We start from the raw sequence: 13,633 nt of genomic DNA on the forward strand, positions 1-13,633 counted from the left end.
TTTCTCCTCAGTGCAGGGTGGTTTTGCGGGTTGTGGTTATCTGCGCTTGGCACAGTTCATCCATCATTTTTTGCCCCAATACTGTCAGGCGTGGCGGAGCCAGCAAAATATCCGGTTGCACCATGTCACTGAGCATAGTGCAGGCCATATCCATACCGGCTTCTGGCCCGTGCTGGCGCACAAAGTAGCCCTCAATATCCATCGCAATCGCCATTTGCAATTCATCCAGCGAGTAACCAAGGCTCACCCCGTGAGACACGCAGGTATCCAGATAGGCATGGGCCAACGCGCGGCGATAAACAGCGGTACGGACTTCAACGGGCAGACAGGATTGATTTAGGATATTCATACGATAGGTGCCTCCATGCGGGATAAAATTTGAGATTCGCAGGTGTTCATCACCTGTCCGAGCTGGTCAGTCAGTAACGCCACCATTGAGGCGAACGATTCAGGCGACGGCGGGGTAATGCCGTGCAACAGACTGCTTTGCGTTTCCAACATATCGAGGAACGTCACACCGACATTGTGTGCATGCTGGAGACGTAAGAAATCGGCGTGAGGGATGCTGTACTGCGTATCAAAGTCATAACGGGCGGCAAGGGTATTCATGCGACCTCCCCCAGTGGCAGACGGCCAGCAAACGACAGGATGTAGTCACGGGTTAAACGCAGGCGGGCATTTTTCTCACTGCTGGCGGTGGTACGCAACATGCAGGGACGCGCCGTTAATTCAGTACGGCGAACAGCAGCAAACAGATAGATAAATTGCGGGTGTAACGGGGTGAGGGATGTAGCCATAGTGGCAGCCTCCATTGAGTCATGGTTATTGCTACCGCCGGAGCTGCAAATCTCATGGGTGGTAGCCCAGACGGGGTTTGCAGTACCGGCCTCAATGGATACCGGCCAGCCCGAAGGCTGCCCCGCCTGAGCCACCATTGCTTGATAGCGACAGCGGTGTAGAAACCACTGCGCAAAAAACTGGTAGGCTAAAGCTACGACATAAAAAAACACGCCAGGCGCGTGTTGAGTCGCCATTGAGTTGCTCGGGCTGCAAATCCCGGCTGTCGATTTTGCGACAGCACGGCGACTATAACGCAAGGCCTGCAAAAAATGCAAGCCAGAGAAAAACCCATTTTGCGGAATGAGCGTCATCGGTTTAACAATCAGTCTGAATATCAGGCTTGGGCTGAGTAGGAGCACGGGAGTAGAAATTGGCCTGTGCTGGCGTGCCTGCCGCATTGCCCGACATCACTTGCACCACGCCGTTTAACTGGCTGCGGTACTTGGGTAAAGCAAGGCCGGGTTGTTGTTGCGCAATCTGGAACGCCTCAGCGATGTACTGCACGTCGCCATCATTCAGAGTGAAGAATTGCTCGCCGATTTTTAGGGTGATCATGCTGATACCCCCTGACGGTTAGCAATACGCTCTGCCATCCAGCCCTCAATCTCAGAGGCCAGCCATGCGACGTTCTTACCGCCGAGGGAAATCTGTGCGGGGAAGTGGTCACGGCTAATCAGTTCATAAATGGTCGAGCGGGATAATGCGGTGGTGTTAATCACTTCCGGCAGACGCATAAAGCGGTCACGCGGGTAGTGTGTTGCCATGGGTGGTGGCGTATTGGATAGAGCCTGTTGGGTCATTGCAAGCATGAAAAGCTAGCTTGTTGTTGTCCGGCCATATACCGCCGGGTTTGCTGGGATTCAGTTGGGTAGCCCCCTATTGTGAGAATATTTTTACCTGATGCAACAAGACGTTGTTGTGTGATTTACCACAACAAACACGCGTAAAAATGACGGTATTTGACTCTCTGGGTCTATGTGGGTGTATTCGGGTATATGTGTGGAAGGGGTGTTTTTTTGTACTGAGTCGTTAAAGCTAAAATGAATTAAAAGACATTGATTGATATTAAAATGCTCTAAAAAGAGTGGTGGTGGTTGAGCACAACAGTGAGGATTTGGCCTGCTTTTTAAGCTAGCCAGAGAAAAAGCTCTTTTTAACCAAGTGAACAGTAGTGAACACTTGGTGAATAGTTTTAAATGGACTGTTCACCCTTTTATTTATTGATTATTAATACTTTTTTCCTAAAGTGAAGAGTAGTGAACAGTTTTTATAAAACTATTATTTTTATAGCCCTTTTAGTTTGATTTGAGAGTGTGTTGTATGGGAAATGGCACAACGGGCATTGATTGAGGCGTTGTGTGAGAGCTTGCAAAATGACTCCACCTTGACTGAAACGGAGTTATACCAATGAGCACGATCCCTGACATGACCCCTTTGGAACATTTTGAAGTGGCGAAAGCAGCACATCAGAAAAACATGCTAATACTGAATGAAGTTACCTCCGCAATTACTCGTTGCCATGAGCAACAACAAGAAGCAGAAATAAAAGGCAAGCAGGCGGAAAGTAGCTGGCGGAGCTTGTTTCGTAATATGCGCGGTGAAATGACCGATGAGCTGAAAGAACAGCATGGTCAGCGAATTTCACAAAAAGAATTAGCTAAGGAGTTCTCAACACTAATCAAAGAGCTGGAGCTTGATAAAGATTCAGCGATGCTGGCATGTTGTTATTCAGCAAAAAAACTTGAAAATACCTATAAAAATAACTTTAAAATTTATGCTGAACAAGAATGGCGACAGGCTTTACTGGAACTCCCCTCCTCTCTGATAAGGGTTATTAAGTTGAAATTACGTGCTCTAGCACTAGCTAATGAGGGCAACGAAAATCAGCTTGGTTATGAAACCCCGGATAAGATAATGGAACGGCAAGTAGGGCAGATATTAGTAGGTGTTGCGGAACGTCATAAGATCTCAATATACCCAGACTCAACTTTAGATAAAATCGGCTGGAATAGGCCTAATTTAGATGGAGTGGACTGGAAGTTATACAATAGCCCGGCTTCTTGTTCTAAATTAGCCAAAGAGATAATTATAAAAAGAAAGAAATTACAGCAAGAAGAGGAATGCTAATATGATGCGTTGCCCAGTGTGTAAACATGCGTCTCATACTCGCGCCAGTCGCTATTTATCAGAGCAGACAAAAGAGGCATATTATCAGCGTCAGAATATAGAATGTTCTTGTACCTTTAAATCGATTGAGAGTGTGGATAAAATAATTACTCGCCCTCCGGTTAAAGAGCCTGAAATAATACCTGATGTTATTCTACCAGAACGAAAAATATTAAATCGCTACGGTTCTAACGCACGAATTCATTAATAATCCCACCCTGCCTGTAACCTCTCAAGGCGGGGACTTTTCTCCGACTCTCACCACTACGCCCTTGCCGTTTAAGGGCTTTTTCTCTGGCTAGCCTGCCAAAAAGAGCACTGCATGCATATAGTGCATGATTTTGCATGCAACACCCCAGCATAAAAACATCTGAAACACCGCGCCACAAGGGCTTGTAGGCTCTCTATGCCATGCATGAAAAGTGCATGATAAAGTCAGAGCGCGTAGGCGGGGGACCATTGCGCGCGCGGGGATTGAAGATAGAAATTGATCCAACAACCATCTCGATTTCTTAGGCAACACACTGTTAAGAGGCCAGTAGCGATCTCCTAGAAGACAGGTTTACAATCGGAGTTTGATGAGTCTAATGCTCTTAAGAAAATGTCTTCAAAAAAATATAAATTGAAACAGTAAGTTATGAGCATGTTGGGGCAGTTTATAAGACCCGGTAGCAGTGGGTAAAACTGTATTGCCGGATCTCACAATGTTCTATCTTTTTAGTTGCGAAATAAAATAACACTTAATATGCTAGTACCATACTTTAGTTTGGTGGAGAGGATTTATGTTCGACCAATCATTTAATATAAAAACACTAGCATATCAGCTTAAAAAAAGTGATTTTTTTAAATATAAAGAGATTCGTAACGAGGACATAAAAGAAAAGGCTTTGAAAGAAGCAGATGAATTGGCTAAAACTTCTCTTTTAGCTTATAAGTTAAGAAGCAACACATTAAAAGGTAAAGTGGTTTTTCAGCTTGATGGGTTGTCTCAGGAACTGGTATTTAGGAAGTTGAATAACAATTTGGAGTATTATCTTAAAATCAAGTATTCGAATAGAAGTGATATTGTCGATAACATTAAGAATATATTGTCTGAGGGTAATCCATATACTGTTTATAGGCTGGATGTAAAATCATTTTATGAATCATTTGATATTGAATTTGTGAAAAATAAGATAAATTCAGAACTGTATTTATCAAATGAAACAAAAAAATCGTATCTAATGTATTAAATGAACATCTTGCCTCAGGTTATTCTGGTTTGCCAAGGGGATTAGCTACAAGTGCAATTATTTCAGAATACATGATGAAGGATTTTGACCTATTCATAAAAAGAAAGGCCGGAGTGTTTTACCATGCACGATTCGTTGACGATATATTTATAGTCACTAATGGAGAAGATGATGATGTTAAATTCGTAAGTGAGGTTCAAAAAAATCTGCCTAAAGGACTTCAGTTAAATAAAAAAAAGAAAAGTATAAAAAAATAAGCAACAAGGTATCACCGAATAAAGGTAACGCTCTCGATCATATCCTTGAGGTGGATTTTTTAGGTTATAGATTCACTGTGCATGAGCCACAATATGATAAAAGTATAAAAAATAGTTTCAGAGATATTCAAATAGATATATCCGGAGATAAGGTTAGGAAAATAAAAACCAGATTGGTCTGCGCATTTAAAGATTTCAATGATAGCAAGGATTTTAGTTTGCTAGTGAACAGATTGAGGTTTCTTTCCTCAAATTTTAGTGTGTTAGATGCTGAAAGAGAGCGGAAGAGACTGTCTGGAATATTTCATAACTATCATATGACGCATGTTGAACGCTCAAAATCTTTGGTTGAATTAGATTTGTTTATTAAGAAGGCTGTTTTATCTGGTACTGGCAAAGTCTTTTCAGATTCATATTTATCATTGACGCAGATGCAAAAATATAGATTGTTGAAATTTAGTTTCAAGCGTGGTTTCCAAAATTGTCATTATGTATATTTTAAAGCTGATAAACTGAAAGAAATTCAGGAGTGTTGGAAATATGTCTAACAGCACAGAGAAAAAAATTGATAAAAAGGATTTTTTCAGAGTTCTTGTGACTGAAACAATTCCCTTTGAAACTCCACTAATATATTCCAATGATGGATTATATAAGAATTGCGATAGACATGGAAAACATTCTATTTCCAATGATTTTTTTGATTTTCTTGTTATTGGAAATGGAAAAAGAAAGGGGTACACAATACCATACCAGTATAAAATCAGAAAGAATGACGTCGATTATAGAAAGCTCTCAGTACTCCATCCTATCTCACAAATGGAAACAAAAGAGTTTTATAAAAAATTTAGCACTCTTATTTGCCATTTTTGCACGCGTAGTAGTTTCTCAATTAGAGCTCCAAAAAAGATAGCATCTACTTTTTATTATAAAAACTCTTGGGAAGATATTAAAAAGTTCAAAAGAGGTGGTGTAAGTAATGTAGAGAATGAATTATTATTAAAGCATTCCACTTCATACTTTTCATATTCAGGTTATGACCGGATTTATAAGTTCTACAATTCTGTTGAGTTTATAGGGTTGGAGAGAGACTTTCCCTCATTTTGGACTCTAGACGTTTCAAAATGCTTTGATAGTATTTATACGCATTCTATAAGTTGGGCAACTAAAGATAAAAAACATGTAAAAATAAGAATGGGAGCTATTGCAGATTTTGGGAATGAATTTGACTCATTAATGCAACGCTCCAACTACAATGAAACTAATGGTATAGTTATTGGCCCAGAAGTAAGTAGGATTTTCGCTGAAATTATTTTTCAAAAAATTGATTCAATATTAGAAGATAAGCTTTTAACAGGTGAGAAATCCTTAATTCACGGTCGAGATTATAAGGTAAAAAGATATGTTGATGATGTATTTATTTTTGGAGTTAATGAAACAGTAGCCAAGCAAGTTTATGAAATGTACTCAGACTGTTTAAGTACATTTAATCTACATGTTAACAAATCTAAATCACTAAAATATCAACGCCCATTTTTTTCTGTGAAATCAAAGTTGATATTGCGGGTAGGTTAGTTAATTAATGATTTTATTGATAAGTTTATAGGGCCATCAGAGGAAGAAAACCTTCAAATGATCCCTAAACGGATATTTAGAAAGTCTAATTTAATAAATAATTTTATAGATTCAATAAAATCTGCTTGTGTTGATCACCAAGTAACTTATGATGAGGTTTCTTCTTACATTATTTCTTCTTTGTTTGAAAGAATAAAAAGACTTGTGGTTAATGATGATAGTGAATATTTGATTAGAAACGAAGAAAATATTAAGGATGCTTTTTTAGTTTTCATTGAAATTATGTTTTTCTTTTACTCTGTATCTCCTTCCGTTACTTCATCATATAAGCTCTGTTCCTCACTAATTATCATCAGCAGATTTTCAGAACTGAATTTTAATATTTACAGTACTACAATAAAACAAAAAATACATGAGAGAGCAATATCTTTATTTTCTGGTGAGTTGTTAAAAAACAAATCAAAAATTGATGGTTTTGTTTTTTTAGAAGCCATAAATGTGGCTCTAACAATAGGTGAGTTAGGTGAAGATTACTCACTTAGTAGCGATGTTCTGGAAGGGGTTTTTTCAGGCAATAATACTTATTATAATTTAATTTCATGTTTGTTTATTGTTAAGGACTTTAGTAAATACAATGATATTAAAATTAAGACTATTAGCTCGATTGCGGAAAAGTTATCTGATTTAAATGATATACAAACTGATGCTGAGATATGCTCTTTATTCTTAGATTCTATTAGTTGCCCATATATCCATAACAAATATAAGCATAAGTGGATACGAGATTTTTATAGGGTTGTTCAAAAAAAAGCACCATTGAAAGCTGACATTGATGACTTTTTAGCTAGCATGCCGAGAGAACATTGGTTTGTAGATTGGCAAGCCGTGGACCTTCTAAATGCTCTTGAACGTAAGGAATTGAAAAAGACATACTAAAGTGTTAGCTTGAGTAAGGAGTAGCCAATATGCCCTCTACGTTTACGATATACTAGTTAATAGCCAATCTAAGACCTTCAACAGTTGATTTGCGGCTTTTTCAAGAGCAGAAATGCACACACTAAGGGATGAGGCTGCTCCACCATTTTTATGTTATTGCTAATTTGATGTGGTCATTAGAATACTTCCGTTACCAAAAATTTATCGTGTAGAGAATACCTTATCCCCCCACCATTGCATGAGTTTCCGCCGTTGTTCAAGATATGTTGATCGGTTATAAGCTTTCCTCACTTCATTTTTTTCACTGTGTGCCAAGGCAGCTTCAATCACATCTGCATTGAATCCGGTCTCATTCATTGCCGTGCTGGCGATTGATCGTAATCCATGAGCTACAAGCTTCCCCCCATAACCAATACGCTTTAAAGCTGCATTGGCAGTCTGACTGTTCATTGGATTACTCGGATTATTGCGGCTAGGGAAAACGTACTGACGATTACCACTAATTGGACGCATAATCTCTAGCAGTTCTAAAGCTTGTTCTGAGAGAGGGACTATATGGTCACGTTTTGCTTTCATACGTTCTGCAGGTATACACCACTGTTTATTCTCAATATCGATCTCTGCCCATGCTGTTGCTGATGCCTCCGCGGGACGTATCAGAGTCAATAATTGCCATTCAAGTAAGCAGCGAGTTGGTATCGATAGATTGCTCATGGCTATAGTACGCATTAGCTTGGGTAATTCTTCTGGCCTTATGGTTGGCATATGCTGCTTTTTAGGGCGTTCAAAAGCGTTACCTATACCTGATGCAGGATTAGCATCAATCAAGCCTACATTTACCGCATAAATCATTATCTCGTTTATACGTTGTACCAATCGCCTGACCGTCTCTAATGCCCCACGTGCTTTGATTGGTTCTAACGTCTGTATCAACGTTCTCGCTTTGATATCCTGCACCGGGGTATTTCTGATAGATGGCAAAATATCTTTCTCTATGGAGCGCCAAATATCTTTTGCGTGTTCTTCGCTGACATGTGTTTTTTTTAGGCTAAACCATTTTTGTGCAACATTCTGAAAAATACTCTCTTGGGCTATCTGGCGTTCTTCAGCTTGTTGCTCTTCTTTCTCTTGGGGATCAATACCACGAGCGAGTAGTGCTAGTTTATCATCTCGTATTTGTCGCGCATCGGCTAATGAGAGTGCGGGATATGCCCCAAGACTAACATTTGTACGTTTGTCACTGGCAGGGCGTTGATAGCGTAAACGCCATAACTTCTTGCCACTCGTTTTAACAAGCAGGAATAGACCATTGCCATCATGCAGAGTGAAGTCTTTATCTTGAGGTTTGGCTTTCAAAATTTCATTGTGGGATAAAGGGCGTGTTATTCGCGCCATAGCTAGCCTTTTTCCATAATTGGTACACGTTTAATGGTACACATTATAACGTGTACCTAAACGTGTACCAATGTTTACTGGATTTAGCCGGATATCCTCGGACTACTACAGACACAAAAAAACCCGCAAACCTAGGTGGAATGCGGGCTTTCCGTACTTCTCCGGACTTATCTGGTAATACCCGGATCATTATTTGGTGGAGCTGGGGGGATTTGAACCCCCGTCCGAAATTACTACGCCGTCGGCACTACATGCTTAGTCCAGTCATTACATTCGCCGGTTAGCTGCGGACGGACACGCCACTAACAAACTATCCTGATTGGGTTTAACGCTTTCACCCCAGGCAAGGTGTCCACGCGATCTCTTTTAGGTTTGACCTCTCTTGATCCCCGTCCTAAGAGCGGAGGCTAGGGAGAGAGGGAATCTTCAGTTTCTTAGGCTGATTAAGCTGCTAAAGCAGCAGATTCGTATTGCGAGTCGTTTGCAATTATTTTTTTTGCGGTTTTTTACGAGGCCTCCGCACCTCGGCATGCACCTTGGGTTTCGCAAATCCCGTCGAATCCAGAATCAGCCCCAAAGAACTTATTTAGTATACCAGAACTATCGCCTGTTAAGCCAGTGACTTAACGATTAGCATGTTTCATTATTCTGGCTTTATCAACCTGCCACTCACGATCTTTGATGTCATCGCGCTTATCGTGATCTTTTTTACCTTTTGCGACACCGATTTTAACTTTAACCCACGCATTTTTCCAATACATGGAAAGGGCAACTACAGTAAAACCGTCGCGGTTAACTTTGCCGATCAGCGAATCTAGTTCGCGTTTATTCAGCAATAATTTGCGTGTACGCATTGGTTCACAGACAACATGAGTTGAAGCGACGTTAAGCGGTGTAATGGTTGCCCCGAATAGGAAGGCTTCACCGTTTCTAAAAGTGACGTAGCTATCACTGATGTTGGCTTTACCAGCACGCAGGGATTTTACTTCCCAACCTTGCAAAGAGAGGCCCGCTTCGAACTCTTGCTCGATGAAGTATTCGTGGCGGGCGCGCTTGTTTTGCGCAATGGTTGCGGAACCAGGTTTGTATGCTTTTTTCTTTGTCATAATGTTGATCATTATACTGTATGTGGAGGCGAATGAAATCCTTTCCCGCAGGATGCCGGTGCATTTTGTCTCATTTGTTGCACGGAATGGCTAGCAGATTTTTTGTCTGGCGGCAGATAAATGGTATTATCAGTGCGTTTTATGTCTCACAGGAAATGTTATGCCACAAATTAGCCGCTCTGCGTTGGTTCCGTTTAGCGTAGAACAGATGTATCAACTAGTTAATGATGTTCGTTCTTACCCAGAGTTTTTACCTGGCTGTACCGGAAGCCGAGTACTTGATGCTACTGAAAATGAAATGACCGCAGCCGTTGATGTTGCCAAGGCCGGAATAAGCAAAACATTTACTACACGTAATACATTGACTGATAACCAGAGCATAAATATGCAACTGGTGGATGGACCGTTTCGTAAGTTAATGGGCGGATGGCATTTTACGCCACTGAGTGCGGATGCCTGCAAAGTTGAGTTACATCTTGATTTTGAGTTTACGAATAAGCTGATTGAATTGGCTTTTGGTAAAATATTCAAAGAGTTGGTTGGAAGTATGGTGCAGGCGTTCACCCAACGGGCTAAAGAGGTTTATAGTGTCTGATATTCGCGTTGAGGTGGTTTATGCCCTGCCTGAACGCCAATATCTGCGCTCTGTTTCTCTTGATGAAGGCAGTACTGTCGAGGATGCGATTAAAGCATCGGGCCTGCTTGAGTTGCGATCAGATATCGATCTGACAAAAAATAAAGTGGGTGTCTATAGTCGCTCGGTAAAACTTGGCGATAAGATTAATGACGGTGATCGGGTTGAGATATATCGCCCACTCATCGCTGATCCGAAAGAACTACGCCGCCAGCGCGCAGAGAATACAAAAAAATAAGGCACAGTCGCGCCTTATTTTTTTATTGTTGCCCTAGGCTGCCCTTGAGAAAAAACGTGCTCTATCTTGTGGTGGCATAAGCAGTAATCGGCCCAGCACAAAAAACTAATCAGCATCCGCCCCTCAATCTACTCGGCAATCCTCGGATAAATTAATTTCCTGCTAACGTTGGATCGTTTTTGATATCAGTCAGCACACCACTGCTATCAAAGGTCAACGTTAATGTTTGTTGCGTGATTTTTTCGTGACCAGGTTGCTGACGGAATACGTAGAACCAGGTTTTAGTACCAAACGGATCCTGCAACATTGGGGTGCCTAAGGTATATGCCACTTGTTGCTGGGTCATACCCTTATGAATTTTGGACGCATCATTAGGTGATAAATAGTTACCCTGATTAATATCAGGCCGGTAGACCACCTTCTCCAGTGTTGAACAACCCGCAGTAAGCATTGCAAGCATTACAGCGGCGGCAGTCAGCATTTTACAGCGCATAGTAATCACATTCCTTTAGGGCGTAGGATGACGATGATAATAGACCTTGCAGCAGTTGGAAACCTTTACAGGGCACCTGTATGACCTCTGGAAAGGAAAAAAGTTAATCTTTTCTATGCTGCGAGCAATTCTTTTGCGTTTGCCAGGGTATTTTTCGTCACTTCACTGCCACCCAGAAGGCGCGCCAACTCTTGCAAGCGAGCTTTTTTATCAAGTCGATGCATATGTGTTTCAGTTTCAGTGCCATCAGTTTGTTTGCTCACAAAGAAATGTTGATGACCACAACCTGCAACTTGCGGAAGGTGGGTCACACACATGACTTGAGTCGACTCGCCAAGCTGGCGCAACAGGCGACCCACTATGGCTGCTGTCGGCCCACTGATACCAACATCAACTTCATCAAAGATAAGCGCAGGGGTGTCCATTTTACGTGCTGTAATGACCTGAATAGCCAAGGCGATGCGAGATAGTTCGCCACCAGAGGCAACTTTAGCCAGTGGTTGTAGTGGCTGACCTGGGTTGGTCGTGACACTGAACTCAATCCGGCTCGCCCCTTCGGCACTGAGGTGTTCTGGCTCAAACTGGGTATCGATAGTGAGCCTGCCATGTGGCATCGACAGCTCATGCATGCTCTCAGTAATCAATGCAGCTAATTCATCAGCATAATGCTGACGTTCCTCGTGCAATCGTTTAGCGATAGCAAGTGCGTGCTGATAGTGAGTGTTAACTTCATGACTGAGCTGTTCGTGATCGTTTTCTTGCTGTGAGAGTTGCTCTTGCTCATCCAATAATTGCTGATGGAACTGTGGCAGATCTTCCGGTGCAACGTGGTGTTTGCGGGCCAGATTTAATTGGCGGGATAACCTCTGTTCCAGCTCATATAAGCGATTGGGATCCATATCCAATTGTTCTGCATAATGACGCAATTCATCACTGACTTCACTAATTTGGATTGAGGCTTCTTCCAGCATATTGAGCAAATTGTTGAATTGTTCGTCCATACTCGCCAGTTCGGTTAACTGATTTTTGGCGGAGTAGAGCTGGCTGAGGATGTTGCTTTGTTCATCATCTGACAGTTGCTGCAAGGTCTGTTGGCTGAGTGACAACAGTTGTCCACTGTTTGCCAGGCGCTTATATTCATTATCAACTTGCTCGTATTCTCCCGCTTGCGGGGCGAATGAGTTCAGCTCTTTTAACTGATATTGCAGCAGTTCATGGCGGGCGTTACGCTCCAGTGATTGCTGCTGATGAAGTGCCAGCGCGCGGCAACTTTGGTGCCAGATCTGATAGGCGGCTTTCATTTCTGCCAGCAGGAGTGATTGGTCTGCGTAAGCATCTAATAATTGTTTTTGGTGGTCGGGCCTTAGCAGCAATTGGTGGGCATGCTGGCCGTGGATCTGGATCAGGTGTTGGCCCAGTTCGCGTAATTGGGACAAAGGCACTGCAGTGCCATTAATAAAGCCTCTTGAGCGACCATCTGTTCCAATCGCTCGCCGCAGCAAGCATTCATTGCTGTCATCAAGATGGTTATTTTCCAACCACTGACGGGCTGATGGGGTGTCTGCCAGTGAGAAGCGGGCGCAAATATCAGCGCGTGTAGCCCCCAAACGAACCATGCTGCCATCTGAACGGCTGCCAAGACATAATCCTAAAGCGTCTATGGCGATGGATTTACCTGCCCCAGTTTCGCCAGTAATTGCTGTCATTCCGGGTTGAAAATCAATTTCTAACTCACGCACAATTGCAAAATTACTGATGGTTAATTGGGCCAGCATGGTAAATCTCCTGTACATAAACACATGACTGTATTTGACTACAGTATAAACTGGTTTTATATACAGTAAAGTCCCTAAGGCACTTTTTAGAATAATTTTTTTGACCAACCCAATTTGGTACTTAATGTATTGAAATAGCTGTAGTCTTTTGGATGGATAAGGTTGAGGTGGAAATCACTGCGCCGGATTAGCACTTCTTCTCCCTCCTGAATTGGTAAGGCTATCTGGCTGTCGCAACTTATTTCCAGGTCACTGGTAATTTGTGAGAACTTCAAGCGAATGGTGCTGCTACTATTAATAACCAGTGGGCGAGCTGTCAGGGTGTGCGGGAACATGGGAACCAAGACGATGGCATCCAGTGTGGGTGTCAGGATTGGGCCGCCTGCCGAGAGCGAATAAGCTGTCGAGCCAGTTGGAGTGGCAATGATTAGGCCATCAGAACGTTGAGAAAATGCGAAGCGATCATCAATATACACTTCAAATTCAATCATATGTGCCACTTTGCCAGGATGTAAAACCACCTCATTGATCGCCGTGCTGATGCGGCTTTGTTGATCTGTGCGAGTGACCTGGGCTTCTAGCAAGAAACGTTGTTCGCTTAGGTATTCGCCTTCCAATACATCGGAAAGCTGTTGCTGAGCATTATCCGGGTCTAAATCAGTCAGAAAACCCAGATTACCTCGGTTGACACCAATCACTTTGATATCATAGCGGGCGAGGACTCGTGCGGCACCAAGCATGTTGCCATCACCGCCGACCACCACCGCTAAATCAGCTTTTTGGCCGATTTCAGCCAAACTGCCGGTGACTGCGCCAGTTAAATTGAGATCTTTAGCAATCTGTTGTTCAACCATAACGTCATAGCCTCTGGCGTTTAGCCAGTGGTAGAGCATTTCATGGGTGGCAAGTGCAGCCGGGTGCCGTGGATGACCGACAATACCAATACAATTGAATCTTTTATTATTCATTGCCGTGATTTTCCTTACTGG

General features: G+C 42.3%; 19 protein-coding genes and 1 other RNA gene. 9 read left to right on the top strand and 11 right to left on the bottom strand.

Features of this window, described 5'->3' with window-relative positions:
* Positions 1-7: 7 nt before the first annotated feature.
* Genes FFE93_RS05330 through FFE93_RS05350 form a run of 5 tightly spaced genes read right to left on the bottom strand, consistent with a single transcriptional unit; the run spans position 8 to position 1,649 of the window.
* Positions 8-349, bottom strand: a complete 342-nt coding sequence (locus FFE93_RS05330; RefSeq protein WP_138774878.1) for a DUF5375 family protein — start codon at positions 347-349, stop codon at positions 8-10.
* Complete coding sequence (locus FFE93_RS05335) at positions 346-609, bottom strand: hypothetical protein (protein ID WP_050109210.1); 264 nt, start codon at positions 607-609, stop codon at positions 346-348. Before FFE93_RS05335 ends, FFE93_RS05330 begins: the two co-directional genes overlap by 4 nt.
* Entirely contained in the window at positions 606-1,151 is a 546-nt protein-coding gene (locus FFE93_RS05340; protein ID WP_138774879.1) for a host cell division inhibitor Icd-like protein, read from the bottom strand. Before FFE93_RS05340 ends, FFE93_RS05335 begins: the two co-directional genes overlap by 4 nt.
* A gap of 4 nt (positions 1,152-1,155) precedes the next feature.
* Positions 1,156-1,395, bottom strand: coding sequence for a hypothetical protein (locus tag FFE93_RS05345; RefSeq protein WP_230845849.1), 240 nt, complete (start codon positions 1,393-1,395; stop codon positions 1,156-1,158).
* Positions 1,392-1,649 (bottom strand): helix-turn-helix transcriptional regulator, encoded by a 258-nt coding sequence (locus FFE93_RS05350; protein WP_025381895.1) that lies wholly within the window; start codon positions 1,647-1,649, stop codon positions 1,392-1,394. Before FFE93_RS05350 ends, FFE93_RS05345 begins: the two co-directional genes overlap by 4 nt.
* Before the next feature lie 598 nt (positions 1,650-2,247).
* On the opposite strand from FFE93_RS05350, the gene FFE93_RS05355 reads away from it, so the two are divergent.
* The 7 genes from FFE93_RS05355 (at position 2,248) to FFE93_RS05385 (ending at position 7,003) form a co-directional block, all read left to right on the top strand.
* Positions 2,248-2,967, top strand: coding sequence for an aldehyde dehydrogenase (locus tag FFE93_RS05355; RefSeq protein WP_138774880.1), 720 nt, complete (start codon positions 2,248-2,250; stop codon positions 2,965-2,967).
* Between the two features lies 1 nt (position 2,968).
* A complete protein-coding gene (locus FFE93_RS05360) occupies positions 2,969-3,214 on the top strand; it encodes an ogr/Delta-like zinc finger family protein (protein WP_138774881.1) in 246 nt (81 codons plus the stop codon).
* A gap of 574 nt (positions 3,215-3,788) precedes the next feature.
* Positions 3,789-4,238 (top strand): hypothetical protein, encoded by a 450-nt coding sequence (locus tag FFE93_RS05365; protein WP_138774882.1) that lies wholly within the window; start codon positions 3,789-3,791, stop codon positions 4,236-4,238.
* 29 nt (positions 4,239-4,267) lie between these two features.
* Positions 4,268-4,495 (top strand): RNA-directed DNA polymerase, encoded by a 228-nt coding sequence (locus tag FFE93_RS05370; RefSeq protein ID WP_186367697.1) that lies wholly within the window; start codon positions 4,268-4,270, stop codon positions 4,493-4,495.
* Between the two features lie 77 nt (positions 4,496-4,572).
* The gene (locus FFE93_RS05375; protein WP_138774884.1) at positions 4,573-5,043 is read left to right on the top strand and encodes a hypothetical protein; all 471 of its coding nucleotides are present in this window, start codon (positions 4,573-4,575) and stop codon (positions 5,041-5,043) included.
* Positions 5,036-6,067, top strand: a complete 1,032-nt coding sequence (gene drt3b / locus FFE93_RS05380) for an antiviral reverse transcriptase Drt3b (protein WP_138774885.1) — start codon at positions 5,036-5,038, stop codon at positions 6,065-6,067. The genes FFE93_RS05375 and drt3b overlap by 8 nt, the downstream gene beginning before the upstream one ends.
* 57 nt (positions 6,068-6,124) lie before the next feature.
* Positions 6,125-7,003: a hypothetical protein gene (locus FFE93_RS05385; RefSeq protein WP_138774886.1), complete on the top strand. Its 879-nt coding sequence runs from the start codon at positions 6,125-6,127 to the stop codon at positions 7,001-7,003.
* A gap of 201 nt (positions 7,004-7,204) precedes the next feature.
* Here FFE93_RS05385 and FFE93_RS05390 read toward each other — a convergent pair whose 3' ends face one another.
* The 3 genes from FFE93_RS05390 to smpB all read right to left on the bottom strand — a co-directional run bounded on the left by FFE93_RS05390 (position 7,205) and on the right by smpB (position 9,504).
* On the bottom strand, positions 7,205-8,398 hold the full coding sequence (locus FFE93_RS05390) for an integrase domain-containing protein (protein WP_138774887.1): 1,194 nt from the start codon (positions 8,396-8,398) through the stop codon (positions 7,205-7,207).
* Positions 8,399-8,592: 194 nt separating this feature from the next.
* Positions 8,593-8,973, bottom strand: a transfer-messenger RNA (tmRNA) gene (ssrA, locus tag FFE93_RS05395).
* 48 nt (positions 8,974-9,021) lie between these two features.
* Positions 9,022-9,504, bottom strand: coding sequence for an SsrA-binding protein SmpB (smpB, locus tag FFE93_RS05400; RefSeq protein ID WP_032897911.1), 483 nt, complete (start codon positions 9,502-9,504; stop codon positions 9,022-9,024).
* A 160-nt stretch (positions 9,505-9,664) separates the two neighbouring features.
* Between smpB and FFE93_RS05405 the strand changes: the two genes are divergently transcribed.
* Together FFE93_RS05405 and FFE93_RS05410 are read left to right on the top strand one after the other, a co-directional pair.
* Positions 9,665-10,099: a type II toxin-antitoxin system RatA family toxin gene (locus FFE93_RS05405; protein ID WP_032897860.1), complete on the top strand. Its 435-nt coding sequence runs from the start codon at positions 9,665-9,667 to the stop codon at positions 10,097-10,099.
* Complete coding sequence (locus FFE93_RS05410; protein WP_049600575.1) at positions 10,092-10,376, top strand: RnfH family protein; 285 nt, start codon at positions 10,092-10,094, stop codon at positions 10,374-10,376. Before FFE93_RS05405 ends, FFE93_RS05410 begins: the two co-directional genes overlap by 8 nt.
* A 151-nt stretch (positions 10,377-10,527) precedes the next feature.
* Here FFE93_RS05410 and bamE read toward each other — a convergent pair whose 3' ends face one another.
* The 3 genes from bamE to nadK all read right to left on the bottom strand — a co-directional run bounded on the left by bamE (position 10,528) and on the right by nadK (position 13,612).
* Positions 10,528-10,869, bottom strand: coding sequence for an outer membrane protein assembly factor BamE (gene bamE / locus FFE93_RS05415; RefSeq protein ID WP_005274202.1), 342 nt, complete (start codon positions 10,867-10,869; stop codon positions 10,528-10,530).
* A 113-nt stretch (positions 10,870-10,982) separates the two neighbouring features.
* Complete coding sequence (gene recN / locus FFE93_RS05420) at positions 10,983-12,644, bottom strand: DNA repair protein RecN (protein ID WP_186367698.1); 1,662 nt, start codon at positions 12,642-12,644, stop codon at positions 10,983-10,985.
* A gap of 86 nt (positions 12,645-12,730) precedes the next feature.
* The gene (gene nadK, locus FFE93_RS05425) at positions 12,731-13,612 is read right to left on the bottom strand and encodes an NAD(+) kinase (RefSeq protein WP_005274209.1); all 882 of its coding nucleotides are present in this window, start codon (positions 13,610-13,612) and stop codon (positions 12,731-12,733) included.
* Positions 13,613-13,633 lie beyond the last annotated feature (21 nt).

Origin of the sequence: Yersinia sp. KBS0713 (assembly GCF_005937895.2) — a bacterium.
GTDB classification, from domain to species: Bacteria; Pseudomonadota; Gammaproteobacteria; order Enterobacterales; family Enterobacteriaceae; genus Yersinia; species Yersinia bercovieri.